This window comes from Carnobacterium sp. (genome assembly GCF_045617425.1).
In the GTDB taxonomy this organism is placed as follows: Bacteria; Bacillota; Bacilli; order Lactobacillales; family Carnobacteriaceae; genus Carnobacterium_B.
The window spans coordinates 192,719-214,830 of record NZ_JAZLIO010000009.1 but is presented as its reverse complement, the minus strand read 5'-3'; the positions used below and the strand labels follow the sequence as shown (position 1 = coordinate 214,830).

17 protein-coding genes are annotated in these 22,112 nt (G+C 34.7%); 11 read left to right on the top strand and 6 right to left on the bottom strand.

The annotated features are described in order from the left end of the window. Positions 1-22 precede the first annotated feature (22 nt). From ACKI3H_RS04280 to ACKI3H_RS04255, 6 genes are all read left to right on the top strand, one after another. Positions 23-1,171: a glucose-1-phosphate adenylyltransferase gene (locus tag ACKI3H_RS04280; protein WP_407371042.1), complete on the top strand. Its 1,149-nt coding sequence runs from the start codon at positions 23-25 to the stop codon at positions 1,169-1,171. Then, complete coding sequence (gene glgD / locus ACKI3H_RS04275; RefSeq protein ID WP_407371041.1) at positions 1,161-2,333, top strand: glucose-1-phosphate adenylyltransferase subunit GlgD; 1,173 nt, start codon at positions 1,161-1,163, stop codon at positions 2,331-2,333. Before ACKI3H_RS04280 ends, glgD begins: the two co-directional genes overlap by 11 nt. Positions 2,334-2,337: 4 nt before the next feature. Further along, positions 2,338-3,774, top strand: a complete 1,437-nt coding sequence (glgA, locus tag ACKI3H_RS04270) for a glycogen synthase GlgA (protein ID WP_407371040.1) — start codon at positions 2,338-2,340, stop codon at positions 3,772-3,774. Between the two features lie 118 nt (positions 3,775-3,892). Further along, on the top strand, positions 3,893-6,325 hold the full coding sequence (locus tag ACKI3H_RS04265) for a glycogen/starch/alpha-glucan phosphorylase (RefSeq protein ID WP_407371039.1): 2,433 nt from the start codon (positions 3,893-3,895) through the stop codon (positions 6,323-6,325). Positions 6,326-6,368: 43 nt separating this feature from the next. Next, positions 6,369-8,228: a glycoside hydrolase family 13 protein gene (locus ACKI3H_RS04260; RefSeq protein ID WP_407371038.1), complete on the top strand. Its 1,860-nt coding sequence runs from the start codon at positions 6,369-6,371 to the stop codon at positions 8,226-8,228. Between the two features lie 238 nt (positions 8,229-8,466). Then, a complete protein-coding gene (locus ACKI3H_RS04255; RefSeq protein ID WP_407371037.1) occupies positions 8,467-9,744 on the top strand; it encodes an NCS2 family permease in 1,278 nt (425 codons plus the stop codon). A 97-nt stretch (positions 9,745-9,841) separates the two neighbouring features. Here the strand turns inward: ACKI3H_RS04255 and ACKI3H_RS04250 are convergent, their stop codons facing one another. After that, a complete protein-coding gene (locus ACKI3H_RS04250; protein WP_407371036.1) occupies positions 9,842-10,576 on the bottom strand; it encodes a hypothetical protein in 735 nt (244 codons plus the stop codon). Between the two features lie 145 nt (positions 10,577-10,721). Beyond that, positions 10,722-11,348, bottom strand: coding sequence for a DsbA family protein (locus ACKI3H_RS04245; protein ID WP_407371035.1), 627 nt, complete (start codon positions 11,346-11,348; stop codon positions 10,722-10,724). 188 nt (positions 11,349-11,536) lie between these two features. Between ACKI3H_RS04245 and ACKI3H_RS04240 the strand changes: the two genes are divergently transcribed. Continuing rightward, positions 11,537-13,210 (top strand): peptide ABC transporter substrate-binding protein, encoded by a 1,674-nt coding sequence (locus ACKI3H_RS04240; protein ID WP_407371034.1) that lies wholly within the window; start codon positions 11,537-11,539, stop codon positions 13,208-13,210. 109 nt (positions 13,211-13,319) lie between these two features. Here ACKI3H_RS04240 and ACKI3H_RS04235 read toward each other — a convergent pair whose 3' ends face one another. Continuing rightward, entirely contained in the window at positions 13,320-13,676 is a 357-nt protein-coding gene (locus tag ACKI3H_RS04235; protein WP_407371033.1) for a hypothetical protein, read from the bottom strand. Positions 13,677-13,814: 138 nt separating this feature from the next. Continuing rightward, positions 13,815-14,189, bottom strand: a complete 375-nt coding sequence (locus ACKI3H_RS04230; protein ID WP_407371032.1) for a DUF4828 domain-containing protein — start codon at positions 14,187-14,189, stop codon at positions 13,815-13,817. A 310-nt stretch (positions 14,190-14,499) separates the two neighbouring features. On the opposite strand from ACKI3H_RS04230, the gene ACKI3H_RS04225 reads away from it, so the two are divergent. Continuing rightward, positions 14,500-15,852 carry an aspartate kinase gene (locus tag ACKI3H_RS04225; protein WP_407371031.1) on the top strand — a complete coding sequence of 451 codons (1,353 nt, stop codon included), beginning with the start codon at positions 14,500-14,502 and terminating at the stop codon, positions 15,850-15,852. Positions 15,853-16,136: 284 nt separating this feature from the next. Here ACKI3H_RS04225 and ACKI3H_RS04220 read toward each other — a convergent pair whose 3' ends face one another. Then, positions 16,137-16,961: an undecaprenyl-diphosphate phosphatase gene (locus tag ACKI3H_RS04220; protein ID WP_407371030.1), complete on the bottom strand. Its 825-nt coding sequence runs from the start codon at positions 16,959-16,961 to the stop codon at positions 16,137-16,139. A gap of 138 nt (positions 16,962-17,099) precedes the next feature. After that, positions 17,100-18,083: a YeiH family protein gene (locus ACKI3H_RS04215; RefSeq protein ID WP_407371029.1), complete on the bottom strand. Its 984-nt coding sequence runs from the start codon at positions 18,081-18,083 to the stop codon at positions 17,100-17,102. A gap of 180 nt (positions 18,084-18,263) precedes the next feature. Between ACKI3H_RS04215 and ACKI3H_RS04210 the strand changes: the two genes are divergently transcribed. From ACKI3H_RS04210 to ACKI3H_RS04200, 3 genes are all read left to right on the top strand, one after another. Next, positions 18,264-20,420: a glycoside hydrolase family 3 N-terminal domain-containing protein gene (locus tag ACKI3H_RS04210; protein WP_407371028.1), complete on the top strand. Its 2,157-nt coding sequence runs from the start codon at positions 18,264-18,266 to the stop codon at positions 20,418-20,420. 143 nt (positions 20,421-20,563) lie between these two features. Then, complete coding sequence (locus ACKI3H_RS04205) at positions 20,564-21,067, top strand: PTS glucose transporter subunit IIA (RefSeq protein ID WP_407371377.1); 504 nt, start codon at positions 20,564-20,566, stop codon at positions 21,065-21,067. A gap of 321 nt (positions 21,068-21,388) precedes the next feature. Further along, positions 21,389-22,111 carry an ABC transporter ATP-binding protein gene (locus tag ACKI3H_RS04200; RefSeq protein ID WP_407371027.1) on the top strand — a complete coding sequence of 241 codons (723 nt, stop codon included), beginning with the start codon at positions 21,389-21,391 and terminating at the stop codon, positions 22,109-22,111. Position 22,112: the final 1 nt, after the last annotated feature.

The following is a 22,112-nucleotide window of genomic DNA, read 5'->3' as shown; positions in this document are numbered from 1 at the left end:
AGTAGATTCTTCCAATAGTATAATGAAAAAAACTGAAACGTTAGCTATGATTTTAGCAGGAGGACAAGGAACTCGGCTTGGAAAATTAACTAAAGATATTGCTAAACCGGCTGTACCATTTGGTGGGAAATATAGAATCATTGATTTTGCATTAAGCAATTGCGCTAATTCCGGAATCAAGAATGTTGGCGTTGTGACTCAATACCAGCCTTTGGAATTAAATACTCATGTCGGAAATGGGGAAAGCTGGGGACTGAACACGCACGATGGTGGAGCTACTATTCTACAACCCTATTCAAGTGTAGATGGAGAAAAGTGGTTTAAGGGAACTGCTCATGCTATTTATCAAAATATTGATTTTATTGATCGTTATAATCCAGAATACCTATTGGTTCTTTCAGGTGATCATATTTATAAAATGGACTATCAAGATATGATTGCATTCCATAAAGAAAAAAATGCAGCTCTAACAGTAGGAGTCATTCCAGTTCCTCTTGAAGAAGCACCTCGTTTTGGAATTATGAATACTGATCAGACAGACCGAATTATTGAATTTGAAGAAAAACCATCAGAACCTAAAAGTAATTTAGCTTCAATGGGAATTTACATCTTTGACTGGCCTATGCTAAAAAGTTACCTCGTTGATAACCACGCTAAAAACCGTACAATGGAAGATTTTGGAAAAGACGTTATTCCAGCTTACTTAAGAAACAGTGAAAATATATTTGCTTATGCATTTAAAGACTACTGGAAAGATGTTGGAACAATTGAAAGTCTTTGGGAAGCAAATATGGAATTTTTAGATCCAAACCATGCCTTAAATATAAGAGATTCATCGTGGAGGGTGTATACACAAAATCCTTCTGCGCCACCTCAATTCTTGACTAAATCTTCAAAAGTTTCAGATTCTATGATTGCAGATGGATGCTATATTGCTGGGGAAATTAACCATTCTATTTTATCTCATAATGTTAAAGTGGGGAAAAATTCTATCATAAAAGACAGCTTGATCATGGCAAATGTGACTATAGGAGAAAATGTAACAATCAATTGCGCTATCATTGGAGAAAATGCAAAAATTCATGATGGAGCACAACTGAAAGGTGAGGAAAAGAATATTACGGTTGTTGGCTATGCAGAAGAGGTAGGAGGGCTAAAAGATGAAGATTAATGAACAATTATGTGCAGTATTGAATCTGGATGAATCAGAATCTCAATTAATGCCTTTAACAAAAAAAAGAGCAGTTGCTGCATTGCCATTTGGTTCACGGTACAGGTTAATTGATTTTCCACTTTCAAGTTTATATAGTGCAGAGGTAACTTCAGTTGCAATATTTGTAAGGGGTCGGGCAAGAGCGTTAATGGATCATGTCCGAAGCGGTTACCCTTGGGGAATGGAATCTACCGTTGGAGGTGGATTATTTATTCATTCTGGAGCCGAAATAAAAGAAGCTGTGGAGCAGTTGGAATCAGATCAAATTAGCAGTTACTACCAAGATCAAATCGACTTTGTTCAACATTCGAATAAAGGATATGTCGTTGTTATGGGTAGTAAAATGCTGTGCAATGTCGATCTTAAGGCTGTTTTGAGAAACCATATCGATAGTAAATCTGACGTTACAGTTGTATATAAAAATGTTTCTAGGGATTTTTGTTCACCGGATTCTATTGACACATGCCTAACATTTGAAGGAGAAGGAGAAAGTAAGGTCATTGATTTGCTTACAGCTCATGAACTTCCAAGTGAAGAAACAAAAATAGCGATTGGTATGGGCATCGCAATTATGAAAGCTGAAAAATTTATCGAATTAACAAGAGAAGCAGCTAGTAATCGAATAAAAGGAGACATCAATGTTTTAATTAGACATAGTTTAAAAGAAAATACCGTAAATAGTTTTGAATATACGGGATATTTGAAAAATATCGATAACATTTCAAATTATTATCAGGCAAACATGGATTTATTAGATGAAGATAATTACAATGCGTTATTTTATCGTAGTCAACTGGTCATTACAAAAGTCAAAAACGGAGCACCTACCTACTATTCAAAAGAAGCAGATATCAGTAATTCACAGCTGGCAAGTGACTGCGTGATTGATGGAACGGTTGAAGATTCTATTGTTTTTCGTAAAGTCATAATAGAAAAAACAGCAACGGTCAAATATTCTATAATTATGCAAGGTTGTAAAATTGCTCAAGGTGCAGAATTGCAGTACGTTATTTTAGATAAAGGTGTAAAAATTGGTCCGGGAGTTCAGCTAACAGGAACGAAAGAAAATCCTATAGTGATAGAAAAAAATAGTGAAATAACAGTTGAAAAGGAGAGCTGAAAAAATGAAGGTTTTATTTGCTGCGGCTGAATGTGCTCCTTTTTTTAAGACAGGGGGATTAGGCGATGTCGCAGGTGCTCTGCCAAAAGAGTTAAAAAAACAAGGGATAGATATACGAGTTGTATTGCCTTTATATAGTACAATGCCTCAAAAATATAAAGATCAATTAGTAGATGTAACACAGTTTGAAGTGAAAGTTGGTTGGAGAAGTCAATATTGTGGAATCAAAAAATTAAAAAAAGATGACATTAACTATTACTTTATTGATAATTTATATTATTTTAATCGTCCTAGCATTTATGGTTTTGACGATGACGGCGAACGATTTGCTTTTTTTGCACAAGCTATTTGTGAAATGTTAGAAAAAATAGAATTTGTCCCAGATGTTCTACATGTGAACGATTGGCATACATCTATTATTCCTGTTTTGCTAAAGGATAAATATCAATGGATCACAAGTTATCAATCGATAAAAACGATTTTGACGATTCATAATTTACAGTTTCAAGGTGTTTTTGACCAGCTTGTTTTATCTGATTTATATGGAATAGGGTATAATGCCTTTCATGAACACGGCTTAAAATATTATGATGATATCAATTGTTTAAAAGGTGGGATTTTTTATGCGGACCAAGTCACAACAGTTAGTCCAACATATGCACAGGAAATCCAAACACCTCAATTTGGCGAAAATTTAGATGGTGTACTACGGTTCAATAGTTACAAATTAAGCGGTATTTTAAATGGAATTGATTATGAGGTCTTTGATCCTGAAATAGATAATGCTATTCCAGCGCATTTTTCTACAAAAAATTTAAAAGGAAAAACGATTAATAAAACAACTTTGCAAGAGCGGGTTGGATTACCGGTAAATGAGAAAATAGCATTAATGTCTATGGTGAGTAGGTTAACAACTCAAAAAGGCTGCAACTTATTGCGTGATAAAATTGATGAACTGATGCATCGTAATATTCAAGTTCTCATATTAGGTACCGGTGACAAAGAGTACGAAGACAGTTTCAGTTATTTTACTTGGAAGTATCCTGAAAAATTTAAAGTAATTGTTGATTTTGATGTGGCTCTAGCCCAGCATATCTATGCAGGAAGCGATATGTTTATTATGCCCTCAGCGTTTGAACCTTGTGGATTGTCTCAACTTAACTCACTTCGATATGGTACATTGCCGATCGTTCATGAAACGGGTGGGTTAAAAGACACCGTTCAACCCTACAATCCATATACTGGAAAAGGAACTGGCTTTAGTTTCAATGATTTCCGTTCGTCTGTCATGGTTGAAACGATTGACCGTGCATTGACGGTTTATTATGATGAGCCTAAAAAATGGACATCGCTAGTAAAACAAGCCATGTCGAAAGATTTTAGTTGGGAAAAATCCACTAACGAATATATACAAGTTTATACAGCAATGCTTAAAGCATAAGGAAGAACTTCAACAGGCACATAACAATAGGCAACTATTCTTATTTTGGCTGTTGAAGTTTCTTTATTTAGTAGGAACCCCCATTAGCTTGATCAAAAAAGAATACGAGGAGAGAAAAATGCTAACAACTACAGAATTTAAACAGGAATTTGAGAAAATACTTGAAGGGCTTTATGCTTCAAATTTAGAAGATACTTCTTCCATACAACAGTATACGGCTTTAGGAAATTTTATAAAAAGCTATACTTCTGATAATTGGAATCAAACCAATGAACTGTATCTAGAAGAACAAGTAAAACAAGTTTACTACTTTTCAATGGAATTTTTGCCTGGGCGTATGTTGAAAAGCAATTTATTGAATTTAGGAATTTTAACTACTGTGCGAGAAGGAATTGCTGAAATGGGGTTAGATTTCGAAGCGATTGTAAAATCAGAAGTAGATCCAGCTTTAGGCAATGGAGGATTAGGTCGATTAGCTTCTTGTTTTATGGATTCAATTGCTTCTCTGGGGATTCCGGGTAACGGTACAGGTATTCGTTACCGTTATGGATTATTTCAACAAAAATTTGTAGACGGGTATCAAGTTGAGTTGCCAGAGAACTGGCTACGTAACGGAAATGTTTGGGAAGTTAGAAAAGAAAATAAAGCAGTCATGATTCGTTATGGCGGTGAGGTGTATTTGAAAGAAGATGGCGAAAATAAACTGCGCCCTATCTATTCGAATACCCAAAATATTTTAGCAGTGCCTTATGACACAGGAATGATAGGATATGAGAATGATGTTGTAAACAATCTTCGCTTATGGTCAGCTGAAATTCCTCCTGAAGAAGAGATACGTTACAAGACGATTGCTGAACGAGAAGTAGTTAACCAGATTACTGAGGTGCTTTATCCAGATGATTCAAATTACGAAGGACAGCTTCTTCGATTGAGACAAGAGTATTTTTTTACATCTGCAGGTATTCAAAGTATTGTACGATTTTTCAAAAAACAAGATCAGCCATGGAGTGAGTTTCCAAATAAAGTTGCTATTCATGTAAATGATACACATCCAGCTTTATGTGTTCCAGAATTGATGCGTATTTTATTAGATGAAGAAGGACTTAGTTGGGAAATTGCATGGGATATTACGAAAAAATCTATTAGTTATACCAACCACACCATTATGCAAGAAGCTATGGAAAAATGGCCGGTTGACATGGTTAATGGTTTGCTGCCACGTATTTATCAAATCATTGAAGCAATCAATCAACGCCATATAGATAGAAAAATCTCCTTATATGGAGAAGAACTGACGTATCAGACCACTATTATTTCAGACGGTTATGTTAAAATGGCGCACTTAGCTATTATTGGAAGTCACAGTGTAAATGGGGTTGCCCAGTTACATACAGACATTTTAAAAGAAGAAACGCTGCACGATTTTTATAAAATGTATCCATCTAAATTTAATAATAAAACGAATGGTATTACACAAAGAAGATGGCTCCATTTAGCTAACGAAAAATTAACGCAGCTGATTGATGATAAGATCGATCAAGAGTGGAAAACGAATCCAGCTGAATTAAGACAGTTTAAGGCCTATTCAAAAGATCCAAAAACACTAAAACAATTATCTGATATCAAACTTGAAAATAAAAAACGATTTGCGCTTTATGCAAAAGAAAAATACGGTATTGAAATTGATCCTACAGCATTATTTGATGTACAAATAAAAAGACTACATGCATACAAGCGTCAATTATTAAATGCATTGCATATCTTAGACCGTTATTTGAAAATTAAAGACGATCCTACCCTTGAATTACAGCCAAGAGTCTTTATTTTTGGAGCAAAAGCAGCTCCTAGTTACGTTTATGCAAAGCAAATCATCAAGTTTATTAATGCATTAGCTCAGTTAATAAATAACGATCCAGATATAGGCAATAAAATTAAAGTAGTATTTGTAGAAAATTATGGTGTTTCATTAGCCGAGTTGATTATTCCAGCTGCAGATATCAGTGAACAAATATCCTTAGCAGGAAAAGAAGCTTCAGGAACAAGTAATATGAAATTGATGTTAAATGGTGCTTTGACCATGGCAACATTGGACGGTGCTAATATTGAAATTAAAGATTTAGTCGGGGAAGACAATATTTTTCTATTTGGTTTGACGAATGACGAAGTTAATCAGATGAACCGAGAGGGTAATTATTCTTCGATAGCTGTTATGGAATCCAATCCGCGTTTGACTCGAGTCTTGAATTGCCTAATAAATGGCACTATTCCAGGTATCGAAGAAGAAGGCCGAGTAATCTATGACTCATTAACGCTATTTAATGATGAATATTATGTTTTGCAAGATTTTGCAAGTTTTATTGCAGCTCAAGAAAGAGCAGATAATTTATATCAAGATAAACAGGCGTGGAACCAAAAGGCATTGATCAATATTGCAAGTTCAGGTCCATTTTCTGCCGATTTTACAATCATGCGCTACGCTGATGAAATATGGAATGTTAAGGCAAAAGCTGGAAAACAGGCTTCTTTTTTTAAAGGCAACCAGCCAATATAAAAGAGTAATAAGACGGCAACTACAATAGAACTGAGGAAATAAAATGACTGAAATGATTTATTACAATTCGTGGTTATCAGAATACAAAAAACCATTTGGAGCTGTACCGATCAATCAAAAAGTAACCTTTACGATTACATGCAAGTGGCCGGTAATCAAACAAGTCTACCTGATTGTACAAAAGGATTTTGGAGATAAATTTGAAGTCAAGATGCGTTCTATCGGACTATTCCAATACCAAGTTACGATTCAATTAACTGAAGGACAAGGATTGTATTATTATTTTTTTAAAGTAGTTGTTCAAAAAAATCAACAAGACGAAGTCGTTTACTATGGGAACAATCAAAGGTTCAAAGGTGGGGAGGGCCAAATTTATAAACAGGAACATGAGGTGAAGCCTTATCAACTAACGAGTTATTTATATAAAGACCCTTCACCTAAATGGTATCGTGAGGGAATAGCTTACCATATCTTCGTAGATCGATTTTACAATGGCAATGAAGATGGACAAGTGTTGAATCCCAAAAAAAATTCCTTTCTCTATGCTAATCAAGAAGATTTGCCTATGTACATTAAAAATGCAGATGGGGAAATTGTTCGTTGGGAATTTTATGGTGGCAATTTAAGAGGAATCATCCAAAAGTTACCTTATTTAAAAGAAATGGGTATCACTATTTTATATCTTAGTCCGTTATTTGAAGCTCGAAGCAATCACAAATACGATACAGGTGACTATTTGAAAATTGATCCAATGTTTGGCGATCAAGACACGTTTAAGGAACTGATACAAAAAGCCAAAGAGTACGAGATGCGGATTATTTTGGACGGAGTATTCAACCATTCAGGTGCAGATAGCCGTTATTTCAATCGATATGGAACTTATCCTGAGATGGGAGCTTATCAATCTAAGGAAAGCCGTTATTTTGATTGGTACACGTTTAAAGAATTTCCGAATCTTTACGAATCATGGTGGGGTGTAAAAGATTTACCAAAGTTGAATACGGAAAATCCAAGGGTCCAGTCTTTTTTGTATAAGGATCAAAATAGTGTAATCCGCAAATGGTCAAAATTAGGATTAGGCGGTTGGCGTTTAGATGTAGCAGATGAACTATCTGATGATGTATTAAAAGGGATAAGGTTGGCATTAGAAGAAACAGTTGAAGATTCAGTATTGATTGGTGAAGTGTGGGAAGATGCCTCAAATAAAATTGCTTATAATAAACGCCGTCATTACATTGAGGGAGGTCAATTGCATGGAGCAATGAATTATCCTTTCAAGGAAATTATTATTGGACTTCTTCAAAGGTCAATAACTCCGCAAGAAGCTGCTGAGATGTGGATGAACTTAAAAGAAAATTATCCTGCAGAAGCTTTTAAAAGTAATTTTAATAATATTGGCACACATGATACGGAGCGAATCTACACAGTCTTAAACCAGAACGTACCAAAGTTAAAACAAGCAATGGCCTTATTATTTATCGTTCCAGGAGTTCCTTGTCTTTATTATGGGGATGAAGCAGGTGTAAAGGGGAAAGCAGATCCTGATAATCGCCGAATGTATCCATGGGGAAAAGAGAACAAAGAGATTCAAACTTTTGTAAAGAAATTAGCCGCTATACGTAGCAAAGAAACTAGTTTGAAAGATGGAGATTTTTATTCCTTTTCACATGGTGAATTGATGGGAATCGTTAGGTTCAGCAATCAGAAAGAGTTTGTCATTATGCTTTTAAACACAGCTGATAAAGAGAATCAATTAGAAACATCTGCTATTCCAGAGCAGTATGATTTTAAAATTTCATCTTTTTTAGACAAAAACCAATTTAATCGGCTTCAAATACAACCCAACAAAGCAGTACTTTTGATAAAAGGAAAGGATCAAGAAGCAAAAACCATTTTCTTTTAAAAAATGATAAAAAAGAGACATTCAACGGACAACTAATTTGCTCTGTTGAATGTTTCTCTTTGTCTTCTTATCGTATTCAGAAAGTACATGACATTTTGTACCGTAGATGGTAAAATGAAATGTTGGGGCGTGTAAAGAAAATAACTTTCTTTTTTGCTGTGCAAGCTTTAAAAAGACTGCAGCCCATGTCTCCAGATTACTTGTGTCTTAAAAAACACATCGAAAAGGAGAAAAAATAATGAATTTTTTTAAACTGAAAGAAAATCAAACAAGTATTAAGCAAGAAATGATAGCTGGGATTACATCGTTTTTCGCGCTGTCGTATATAATTATAGTCAATCCATTAATCTTAGCTGAAGCTGGGGTTCCCGCTGAGTTAAGTGTGTTCGGTACGATTTTGGTTTCTGCTGTGGGAAGTATTTTAATGGGTTTATGGGGAAATGCTCCACTAGTGCTCACTCCTGGTATGGGAGTCAATGCTTTCTTTACGTATACAATTGTAGGTTCACTGGGATTATCTTGGCAGCAAGCCTTAGCGGTAGTTTTTGTCTCTGGAATAATTTTTACTTGCATTGCCTACACTTCTATCAGCAAGTTATTAGTAGAAGCGATTCCCGACTCATTAAAACATGGTATTACAGCTGGGATTGGTCTTTTCTTGGTCGTTATTGGATTAGAAAATGGCGGTATTCTTGCTGATGGAGGAGCCAACTCATTTATTACATTAGGAGATTTGTCTCAGCCAATTGTCTTACTCGCGGTCATTGGGATTTTATTATCCGGTGTACTCTATTTAAGAAATGTACCAGGCAGCTTTTTTATTGGAATTGCTGTTATCACAATCATTTCTTTAATAACTGGTGTTCATGAAGTAGGAGCTTCTTCGTTTTCGTTGAGTAACCTCTCAGACTACCCATCGCTTGTAGGAGCATTTGATTTTTCAACAGTCCTTAGTGTGCCTTTTATTTTAGCAGTATTTTCTTTGACAATGATTTTAATTTTTGAATCTATAGGTTTATTTGAAGGTATGTTAGAAGATAAGACTCGTTTTACGAGCGCTTTTAAGGTCAGTGGAATTATGACGCTTGTATCAAGTTTACTTGGCACGAGCCCGACTATACCAGCAGCTGAAAGTGCATCTGGTATTAAAGCGGGTGGGAAGACCGGTTTAACAGCTGTGTTTGCTGGAGGACTATTTTTACTTTCTTTAGTTTTTACTCCTTTGTTGTCTTATATTCCAAATGCTGCATTATCACCTGTTATCGTAATTACTGGAGCGATTATGATGGAAAACTTAAAACATATTCCATTTGATGATTTTAGTGAATGGTTCCCTGCCTTTTTAATTGTAGTGATGATTCCTTTAACTTCAAGTATCGTTGATGGATTAGCTTTTGGTTTTGTAGCCTATCCAATTTTTAAATTAGCAAATGGTGAATTTTTCTTAGTAAAAAAAGCGATGAAAGTCGTATCCTTTTTATTCTTGCTCACGATGGTTGCTATTGCAAGTATCTAATCTTAACAGTACTAAAACATGAAAAAAAACTGTACAGAAAAAACCTTGGAATCAGAACGTTGATTTCAAGGTTTTTTTTGTGTATTCAAAAGTAACTTTAGAGAAAAATTAGCAGAAGAGAGTACCCGAAAGAGCCTACCAAAAAACTGCCTATACTGCTTTCTTGCTCTTGAGGAAGTTCTTCTTTCAGGACATTGAGGATTACACCACCAGCTATGAAGGCTTGCAAAATAGAGAGAAGCAGTTCATTTAATTCGGTTAAAGCTCCGATAAGCCATCCCAAAAGAATAGCTACGGTTAAAAGTACTCTACCATATTGATCATAAATATGTTGATGATCTTTACGTAAACTCCAATCATTGGTTAGAAAGTGAACACCTAAAGCGACGAAGTAAAATAGCATTCCAAGAATAGTATTGAATTCTTCTTGTATGAGCAAATACCCAATAATGGAGTTGTAAATAAAAAAGGAACCAATATGAAGCCAAAAGATACCTGAACTAGCATCTTCAGGTTGTTTAAAACGAGGATTATTTTTAGAAAGCTTGACTAAGCGTTCTAAAGAATAAAACAAGGCTAGTCCAGCTAAAGCAATGACATAAATATGGTGTTCTAAGTACCTCCAGGGACTATTTTTTAATTCATTGACTAATACTTCTTGGTAACGATTTAATTCTGGTAATAAATGGACAAAGACATAGGCAACAGAAACTCCAGCTGAAAAAGATAAGAATTTACTCCTTGGTACGACATTTGCAAAACGGATAGATTTAGAGAAAAAATGAATCAAAGAAAAGCCTACTGCACAAAAAAAACTGAGCAATATATACATAATATTCCTCCTATCTCATTAATCTTATTTTAGCTTTTTAGATGATAAAGAAGAACTATTTTGTCTTATGTAGGAGAATAATAGTTAAGGGGAATCACCAAAAAGGAGCTGAGATTTTATTCTCAACTCCTTTTTGATAATGTATTTATGATTTAGCATCAATTTCTGCTAATACTTGCTCAAATACTTCAATAGGTTGAGCACCACTAACACCATATTGTTCATCGATAACAAAGAAAGGGACACCTTGAACGCCAATTTCCACTGCTTGAGCTTGATCTAAACGTACAGCATCTAAATAAGCATTTGAAGTTAGAATTTCTCTAACACGTGCTTCATCTAATCCAATTGATTCAGCTAAATGAACTAAGAAATCATCATCATTTAACCATTTGCCTTCAATAAAATAAGCTTTTTTAGCTAATTCCATAAATTCATTTCCTTTACCTTGTTCTTTGGCAAATTGAAATAAACGATGTGGTTTTAGCGTATTACCATGTTGAATAGTATCGTAATGGTAATCTAAATCAACATTATTAGCCATTTGAGTAACTTGAACAAACATTGATTGAGCTTGATCAACGCTCATTCCTTTATGTTCAGCAAAATACTCTTCCATCGTACCTTCAACCTTTTCTGGTGCTGTTGGATCCAGTTCATAACTATGAAATTCGATTTCTATGTCTGTACGGTCTTTAATTGCGGCTTCTAAATGACGTTTTCCAATGTAACAAAAAGGGCATACGAAATCCGACCAAATTGCAATTTTCATTTTTGATCACTCCTTAAAAATACTTACTAAACATAAGCATAAAGGTAACGGAGCTTAAAAGTCAATTAAAGTTGATTTTTTAGAAAAAAAAAAGCTTGCAAATAATAAACGAAATGTGTATATTTATTATCAAGTTCTAATTTAATTAAAAAAAGATTAAAATAAGATTAAAAACGGGGGATTTAATTATGGAGAAGAAGAAATGGTGGAAATCTGGAGCCGTATTATTAACAGCAGGGATTTTGGTAGCTTGTGGGAATGAAGCAGATAGTGAAACATCTTCATCAAGTTCAGGTGAAGGAAATTTAGCAGAAGAACAAGTATTGAACTTAGTTGAGATTGCTGAATTGCCTACAGGAGATACAGCATTAGCTACAGATACAGTTAGTTTTACCGTTTTTAATAACATCAATGAAGGATTGTATCGTCTTGATAAAGATAGCCAACCTGTTCCAGCTTTAGCTCAAGAAGAAGCAACAGTCAGTGAGGATGGGTTAGAATACACATTTAAGTTACGTGAAGATACAACTTGGTCAAATGGCGATCCTGTAACAGCTGCAGATTTTGTCTATGCTTGGCAAAGGGTTGTTGATCCTGAAACAGCCGCTTCTTATTCTTACTTATTTGAAGGAATCAAAAATGCAACAGCTATCATTGCTGGAGAGGCTGAACCTGAATCTTTAGGAGTTGAAGCTGTTGGCGATTATGAATTAAAAGTTACAATGGAAACACCGGTACCTTACTTTATTTCTTTAATGGCTTTCCCAACATTCTACCCTCAAAACCAAGCTTTTGTGGAAGAACAAGGAGATAAATATGGTACTTCAGCAGAAACAATGGTCTTTAATGGCCCCTTCACATTTAGCAATTGGGATGGAACAAACCTAAATTGGACTTACGAGAAGAATGATGATTATTGGGATGCTGAAAATGTTACTTTAGAAGAAATTAATGTTGAAGTTATTAAAGAAACGTCTACAGCACTAAATTTATATGATTCTGGTCAAATTGATCGAGTTAATTTAACTGGTGAGTTTGCTAAACAATACAAAGACAATGCAGATTATACTGTTGAAACAGAAGCAAGAACGTCTTATCTTCAATTGAATCAAGAAAAAAATGGAGAAGAAACACCATTAGCTAACGAAAACTTACGTAAAGCTATTGCAACTGCATATGATCATGAACTATTGGTCAACGAAATCTTAGCAAATGGTTCTCAAACAGTAGGAGGTCTTGTTCCTTCTGAGTTAGCAGCTAATCCAACTTCTGGAGATGATTTCCGTGCAGAATCTGGGGACTACTTAGCCTTTGATCCTGATGCAGCCAAAGAATATTGGGAAGCAGCTAAGTCTGAACTAGGTACAGACACTGTAACATTAGAATTACTTGGCGATGATGATGAAACAAATAAAAAAGTTGGAGCTTACATGAAAGATCAAATTGAAACGAACTTGCCTGGTGTAGAAGTGACCTTGAAAAACGTTCCTTTTAAATCTCGTTTAGAATTGCAAACAAAGCAAGATTATGATTTTGCTTTAGGTGGTTGGGGAGCTGACTTTGCTGATCCAGTAAACTTTATTGATTTAATGACATCAGAAAGTCCATACAACCGTTCTAGCTATAGCAATGCAGAATTTGATGAACTAGTTGCTTTATCTAAAGGAGAGAACGCAACAGATGTTGATGCACGTTGGACAAACTTGCTTGATGCAGAAAAAATCTTATTAGAAGAAGCAGGTGTTTCTCCTCTATTCCAAAGAGCTGCAGCAACTTTGCAAAAAGAATATGTTAAGGATATTTACAACCACCAAGTAGGAGCTAAATACACTTATAAAGATGCTTATATTGAAGCTCACTAAAAGTTGACTAAGTTTAAGTCATGATTTAATCAGCAGGACTTAAAATTAGAAGAGCTCTAAACAAAGATCCTAGATCTTTGTTTAGAGCTCTTTCTATTTAACTACGTATTTAGGGTTGATTCGCTTTAGAAACAATCCGATTTGTTTGTAAATCGAAAAGAATATTGCAAACAAACAGAGCAGCTAAAATGAAGACACTCACAGTTGTATTATTCCCCAGGTAAAAATGAACAAAGAGAGAATAGATGACTATTTTTGCAATCAGTTGAAGGCTAAAGACTTGCTTTAGTTTTTTAACTAGCGGTACAGTTGGCTTTTCTTTAATTTTTTTTATGATCCTACGATCATTCACAAGAAAAATGCGGACAAACTGATTCTCAAAATCATAGGCACTAAAATGACGTAAGGCTAATAAATTACCCATCACGTAGAAAACAATTAATCCGATTAAAAGGTATTGAAACAAGAGCAGTACTCCTTTCTGAGCAGTGAAGAATGATTTGAATACCCAGTATAACATAATGGATGTAGAAAATAAGTCTATTAATATTTATACAAATAGAACGAGTAAACCCACCCATGAGGTTGATATCATGGATGGGTTCTACTCGGTTAAAACAAATAAATAATCTTTCTCATCTGCATCATCATAAAAAGACAACGTATTATTCGCTTGACGTTTAGCAATTAACTCATAGCCGTAATGGTCGGTGAAAACAAGTTGCTGATGGGAGATAGACGTGATGCTTCCTGCAATAAGCTGACCATTGATAAGAAACTCGCCTTCTTTTGTTATTTTTAAAAGCCTCCGTTTATCATTTGTTTCTTGATTGCTCCAAGTTCCAATAAAAGAAGATAATGGATCTTGAATATAGGAACTTTTAGATAAAGTGTTTTTTTTCTTTGAAACAGAATTTCCCAGCAATCCCGCCACAACAGAAAATCCTAGAAAATAGTTAAGGTATTTAGTCATCTTCATGTTTTTTTCTCCCATAAATAAGTAATAGAATAAGTGCGTAAAAAGTATTGTCAATTTCAACTTCTTTATTATATGCTTATTTAAATGAATTAAATAGGGACTAAAGTATTATTTTGATGTCAAATTGATGTTAAATAGATTACTAAAAGCAAAAGAGCAAGAATAAATGAAATATAGCTACTTTTTTTCTTAAATCAATAGAAAGACTTGATTATCAACAAAAAACAGTCCAAAATACAATAATATGCTTCTTTCCATTGTATGGTGATAGGGGAAAGTAATATAAAAAATAATAAAGGATGTTACTTTAATGAACGTGATTAAATTTGGTGGAAGCTCATTAGCTTCAGGAAGTCAGTTGAAAAAAGTAGTGCAAATCGTAAAAGAAGATTCCGCACGGAAAATAGTTGTCGTATCGGCTCCTGGCAAGCGTTCAGCAGAAGATGAAAAAGTAACAGACCTGTTGATTGGATTTGGAATGAAAGCACTTGTCGGACATGATTATAGCGCAGTAATGGGTAAAATCATAAATCGGTACCAAAATATTGCTGAAGAATTAGGCCTGGGAAATGAAATCATTGATGAAATCAGAACCAATTTAAATTCATTAGTTAACGGTAATAAAGACGAACCCGATTATTATTTAGATGCTTTTAAAGCAAGTGGCGAGAATAATAATGCTAAATTAATAGCGGCTTATTTTAATCAAGAAGGTGTGCCAGCTCGTTATATGAATCCTCAAGAAGCAGGACTGGTCGTAACGAAAGAACCAGGAAATGCTCAAATTTTATCGGAAAGTTACGAACAATTATATAAGTTGCGTGAGAGTAAAGAAGTTATTATTTTTCCAGGTTTTTTTGGCTACACTAAAGATGGAAAAGTGTGTACTTTTTCTAGAGGTGGATCAGATATTACTGGGTCAATTTTAGCAAATGGAATAAAAGCAGATTTATATGAAAACTTTACAGATGTTGATGCTATTTTTGCCGCCAATCCTAGCGTAGTAGAGAATCCTATTGGTATAAAAGAGTTAACTTATCGTGAAATGCGCGAGCTTTCATATGGAGGATTTTCAGTCTTACATGATGAAGCTTTGCAACCAGCATTTAAATTAGGCATTCCTGTTCAAATCAAAAATACAAATAATCCCTCAGCGCCGGGAACTCGTATCATGAAAGAACGTCATATGTCAGAACAAGGCGTAATTGGGATCGCTAGTTCCAGCGGATTCAGCAGTATCTATATTGACAAGTATTTGATGAACCGCGAAATTGGTTTTGGACGTAAGGTTTTGGAAATTCTAGAATCAAAAGGCATCAGTTATGAACATATGCCTTCAGGAATTGATAATTTAACGATTATTTTGCATAGCAATCAAATGACGACAGAAGAAGAACATTCTTTGTTGGTACAATTGAAAGACGAGTTGGATGCAGATAGTGTAACAGTTGAACGTAATATTGCCTTGATCATGATCGTAGGAGAGGGCATGCGCGAAAAAATGTTTACAATGTCAAAAGCAGCGACGGCATTTTCTGAGAACAATATTAATATCGATATGATTAACCAAGGAGCTTCGGAAGTTAGTGTGATGTTTGGTATTCAAGCTAAACACGAAGATCTTGCAGTAAAAGCATTATATGAAGCATTTTTTGTAAAATAAGAGCGTCCTAAAAAAACTGGAACCCTCTGAATAGTTGTTAATTCCATTTTTCTTATAAGAAGAATGGAATTTTTTTTGCTTCACTTATTCATGAGACCAGTTTTCATAGACAAGTGAGCTATTTTTTTGTTCACTTTTCCGTTAAAAGCTATTTCATGGAAGAGTGACCCAAACGGTAATCAGAAAAGTCTAAAATAAAAAACTCATTCGCACTTCTGATGAAAAAAACATCAAAAGGAGGAATGAGTTTTGAACTAAAATGTTTGTCCTGATTAATCTAGTGATTAACCAAATAAAAGGAAATAAGCAATAACAAGTACACCTAAAATAATTCTGTACCAACCAAAAGCTTTAAAGTCATTGTTTTTAATGTAGCCCATTAAGAACTTAATCGAGATAATAGACACTACAAATGCAACTAGCATTCCAGTTAAAAGAATCGCTACTTCCATACCTGTAAAGGCAAACCCAAACTTAATGAGTTTAAGGAAACTTGCGCCAAACATGATTGGTATTGATAAGAAAAAGGAATATTCTGTAGCAACGAAACGAGAAGTACCAATTAAGATAGCTCCTAAGATGGTCGCTCCCGAACGTGAAGTACCAGGAATCAATGAAAGAACTTGGAACATACCAATAAGAAAAGCTGTTTTGTATGTCAAATCTTTGAAAGAAGTGATAGAACTTTCTTTTCCTTTATTCCGATTTTCAATAACAATAAATAAAATTCCGTAAACAATTAGCATAATAGCCACTGTCCAATAATTGTATAAATGCTCGTTTAACCAGTCATCAAATAGAAAACCTAATACGGCTGCGGGAAGTACCCCAACGATTACTTTATACCAGATAGAAAGCGTATCTTTCTTTTCTTCAGTCGTTTTCTTGGGTGAAAATGGGTTTAGCTTATGGAAAAAAATCAACACTACTGCCAGAATGGCACCTAGTTGGATGACGACAAAAAACATTTCTTTAAATCCTGCTGAAGCATCTAAATTAATAAATTGCTCTACCAAAATCATATGACCTGTGCTACTAATGGGTAGCCATTCCGTAACTCCTTCGACAATTCCTAAAAATGCCGCTTTTAATAATTCAATAAAAATCATGTTGTTCTCCTTTCAAATCAAAAATGTGAATTAAGACTCACAAAAATAAGTATACCCAAATTTAGTTCTTTATCCTATAGACTTTAGACAAAATTAAGGAACTTTTTAATCAGACTATCAGTAGTTTTAAAAATAAAATTAAAGTTGACCTTGAATGAACTGGACAAGTAAACTACTAGCTGCAACAAAAAACCAAGTAAGCAGACCAAGTAAAACTGGTTTCACGCCTGTCTTTAAGAGCTCTTTGAAATTTGCAGATAAACCAATCGAAGCTAGTGCCATTGCAATCATAAACCGTGAAAGCCATTTGGCAGAAGTGATGAATACTTCAGGAAGTATGCCGGTACTGCTGATTACAGAAGCAACTAGGAACCATAAGATAAACCAAGGGAATATTTGTTTTAACGAGACTTTCTCAGCATTGCGGCGCTTCTTATAAAGTTGAATGCCAGCAATTAATAATGACACGGGTATGATCAATGTAGCTCTGGTCAATTTTACAATTGTAGCATAGTCTCCAGCAGATTCACTATAACTGTAACCTGCAGCTACAACCGAAGAAGTGTCATTAATAGCTGTCCCTGCCCATAAACCAAATCCACTATCCGTTAAATTCATCAAGTGACCTATAAAAGGAAACAGGAAGACAGCAACAATATTAAATAAGAAAATGGTCGAAATGGATAAAGCTATCTCTTCATCCTTTGCCTCAATAATGGGTGAAACAGCAGCAATTGCTGAACCACCACATATAGCCGTTCCTACTCCTATTAAAGTTGTTGTATTCATCGGAATATGTAACCATTTTCCAATTAAAAAAGCACTGATAAAAGCTACAACAATTGTAATAAGTGTAACGCTTAGCGAGGAAAGTCCAGTTGATTGGATATCCTGGATAGATAAACTAAAACCTAATAAGACAATCGAAGCTTGTAAGATTTTTTTTGAAGAAAATTTAATACCTGGCTGAAAATCAGCAGGAGTACCGATTGTGTTGTTTAAGAATAAACCAATTATAATAGCAAATACAGCACTGCCAATAATAGGAAATACATTTCCCAGTAGCGTAGCAATAAGTGCAATTGCAATGGAAAGAAAAAGCCCTTTACTAATTTTTTTCATCTATTGATCGTCCTTTCTCTAAGATTTAATTTAACTATAGCATATTTTAAACAGGTATCGTTTGTGAAACAAAAAAATTGATGATACAGTGAAGTTGTGAAACCGGTTTATCTGAGGAAAATTTCTGATTTTGAGGGGGTTACACCTTATAGATAAAAAATTTAATAAGGAGGATTTTTTATGGACTCAATTCATCTTCATCACTTGTTAAGTAAAATGACTACAGAAGAAAAAATTGGTCAAATGGTTCAGCTTGCAGGTGAATTTTATAAAAAAGAGGATAGTGAAAACACAGGTCCCATGCATGAGATGAATTTATCTCCAGATAAAATGGCTACCATTGGTTCAGTACTTGGTATATCTGGTGCTCAAACGTTAATAGATATCCAAAAGGGACATTTAGCGAAAAGTCGTCTAGGAATACCGCTATTGTTTATGGCAGATGTCATTCATGGATATCGTACAATTTTTCCAATTCCTTTAGGTATAGCTAGCACATGGGATCCTGACTTAGCTGAAGAAAGTGCTATTCTATCTGCAAAGGAAGCAGCTGTTTCAGGATTACATGTTACCTTTGCTCCCATGGTCGACTTAGTACGTGATGCTCGCTGGGGAAGAGTCCTTGAATCTACTGGAGAAGATCCTTATCTGAATCAGCTATATGCACGTGCCTTTGTCAGAGGCTATCAAGGGAAAGATTTAATGAATAATAAACTTAGTGTAGCAGCTTGTATCAAACACTTTGCGGGATATGGTGCGCCAGTAGCTGGCCGTGAATACAATACTGTTGAATTATCTGAACGAACGTTAAGAGAAATGTACCTTCCTGCTTATCAAGCAGGAATCGATGAAGGTAGTAAATTAGTTATGACGGCATTTAATTCCCTTGATGGTGTTCCAGCTACTGGAAATAAACCTTTGATGCGGGATATTCTACGAAAAAAATTTGGCTTTCAAGGTGTTCTGATATCAGATTGGGCTTCAGTTGGAGAAATGATTCCACATGGGGTTGCTGCTGATTTAAAGCAAGCTGCTGAGTTAGCAATAGAAGCGGGCGTGGACATTGAGATGATGACAGGCGGATACTTAAATTATTTACATGATCTGATTGATGATGGTAAAATTTCTGAAGCTCTTCTTGATGAAGCGGTTTGGCGTATTTTAACCTTAAAAAATGAGTTGGGTTTATTTGAAAATCCTTATCGTGGAGCAAGTAGTGAAAAGGAAAATACAATAGTATTTAGTTTAGAACATCGAACAAAAGCTAGAAAAATAGCCGAAGAATCAATGGTATTATTGAAAAACGAGAAAAAAATGTTACCTTTAAATAGTCAGCAAAAAATCGCATTATTTCTTCCAGAAGGACAATCCAAAGATGTTCTAGGTGCATGGTCTTGGAAAGGACAGCAAAAAGAAAGTGTATCTGTATATGAAGGTTTATTGCAACACGTTTCAAAAGAATCGATAGTGGTGAAAACTTATTCTCCTTTGAAAATTGAAAATAAAAAGGATTGCCTAACAGGTATTGAACATGTTGATGTGGTAATAATCGTAGGGGGAGAGTCTTCCTATATGAGTGGAGAAGGAGCAAGTCGAAGCAACCTTAAATTACCAGTAGAACAGATTCAGTTGATCAAGAATCTTCGCACGACATCTAAGCCCATTAGTTTGATTCTATTCAATGGCAGACCTTTAGATTTGACGGATATTATTCAGGATGTGGATAGTATGATTGAAGCTTGGTTTCCAGGTACAGAAGCTGGGTCTGCAGTCTCAAATCTTCTATTTGGACTAAAAAATCCAAGTGGCAAATTAACGATGTCTTTTCCAAGAGCAGTTGGACAAGTTCCTCTTTATTACAATCAAGATAGCACTGGACGACCGTTAACACCATATAATCAAGAAGATAAGTATCTTTCAAGATATTTGGATGTAGAGAATAGTCCTCTCTTTCCATTTGGTTTTGGATTAAGTTATACGCAATTTAAGTATAGTCCAATGCAGGTTACTGTAGCTGAGTCTAAGGAAGAGGTCAGTATAGAAGTTACTATTACAAATAACGGGACCTTGGCTGGTACTGAAATCATTCAGTTATATGTTAGAGATAAAGTAGGCGAAGTCGTTCGTCCAATTAAAGAATTAAAAAGATTTAAAAAGGTATTTTTAGAACCAAATCAATCAATTGAAGTTTTATTTCACTTGCAAAAACAAGATCTTGAATATGTTCATCAAGATTTATCTGTATCCGTTGAAGCTGGAGAATTTGATTTAATGATAGGCTCTAATAGTGAAGAGCTGGAAATTGAGACAATTTATTTAGATTTAAAAAATAAATGAATAAAAATGCATTAATTAGTCAAGGAATAGCCGTTTTTGTTCTCTTTAGGGTGTCTTTTATGGTATCATAAGATGCAAACTTCTTATTGTTCAATTGGTAAGAAGCAGACTATTAAATAGAGAAAGTAGGAATTGAAATGGGAATGTTTGATTTTTTGAAAAAAGATAATAAAAAGGAAAACAACGCCGCAGCAAAATTATTCGCGCCTGCAAATGGAACAGTTGTAGCTATTGAAGATGTATCAGATCCAGTCTTCTCACAAAAAATGATGGGTGATGGATTTGCAGTTATCCCAACAGACGGAAAAATTTATTCTCCAGTAACTGGAAAAGTTGTCAGTGTATTTCCAACTAAGCATGCAATTGGAATTGAACTTCCAAATGGAGTAGAAGTACTTTTACACATGGGTCTAGATACTGTTGAATTAAATGGTGGACCATTTACCAATTCAGTAGTTGAAGGAGACCAAGTAACACCTGAAACATTAGTTTCTACAGTTGACTTAGTTGCTCTTGAAGCTGCTGGAAAAGATAGCGCAATGGTTGTTGTCTTTACAAATATGGATAAAGTAGCTGATTTCACTTTAAGTGGAAAAGGACAAGCATCTGCTTCAGCAGAAATTGGAACACTTACAGCGAAAGCATAAAAAGAACTGTAATAAGTTTTTTGAAATCAAATTTGATACAATCTACACCTCGAAAGCTAGCGTGAATTCTAGTTTTCGGGGTGTATTCGTGTCACTAAAAAAACTAATGCGAATAAAACTATTCGCATTAGTTTTTTTGGAAACAGTTAGGTAAGTCTAGTTTGCTTATAAAAATTGCTGTAAAGTAGAGCAAAAAGGACTATGATTATCTATAATAGACGAATAAAAGAGTAATACTACATACTACAGAATAAAAAGAGAATGTACTATAAAAAACAGAAGTATTGGCAACAAGCTTATAGAACAGAGAGGAAGTATAGAATGTTAGCAATCAATCATTTCAGTAAAACTTATAAAGGGAAAAAAAAAGCAGTAGACGATATTAGCCTTAAAGTAGAGGAAGGGGATATTTTTGGTTTCATTGGTCATAATGGAGCTGGGAAAAGTACCACAATCAAATCGATAGTGGGTATTCTTGATTATGAAGAAGGAGAAATTTTCATTGATGGTCATTCAATGAAAACAGATCCGCTTTTATGTAAACAAGTTATTGCCTATCTACCAGACAACCCAGATTTGTATGAACATATGACTGGTATTCAGTATCTGAGTTTCATAGCAGATGTCTTTAGAATTCCTACAACTATTCGAGAAGAGAAAATAAAAAAATATGCAGATTTATTTGAAATTACTGAAAATCTTGGAGATTTAATTTCTTCCTATTCGCATGGTATGAAACAAAAACTTGCTATTATTTCCGCTGTGATTCATGAGCCAAAGTTACTTGTATTAGATGAACCTTTTGTTGGTCTGGATCCTAGAGCAGCTGTTGTACTAAAAGAAATCATGCACGAACTCTGTGCACAGGGAAGTTCGGTTTTCTTTTCAACGCATGTACTGGATACTGCAGAGAAACTGTGCAATAAAGTTGCGATGATCAGTCATGGGAAACTTGTTTTTTCAGGAACAATGGAAGATATGTTAAAGGAGAAAAAAGGGAGTTCTCTAGAGGAAATCTTTATAGACATTTTGAATCAAGAATAAT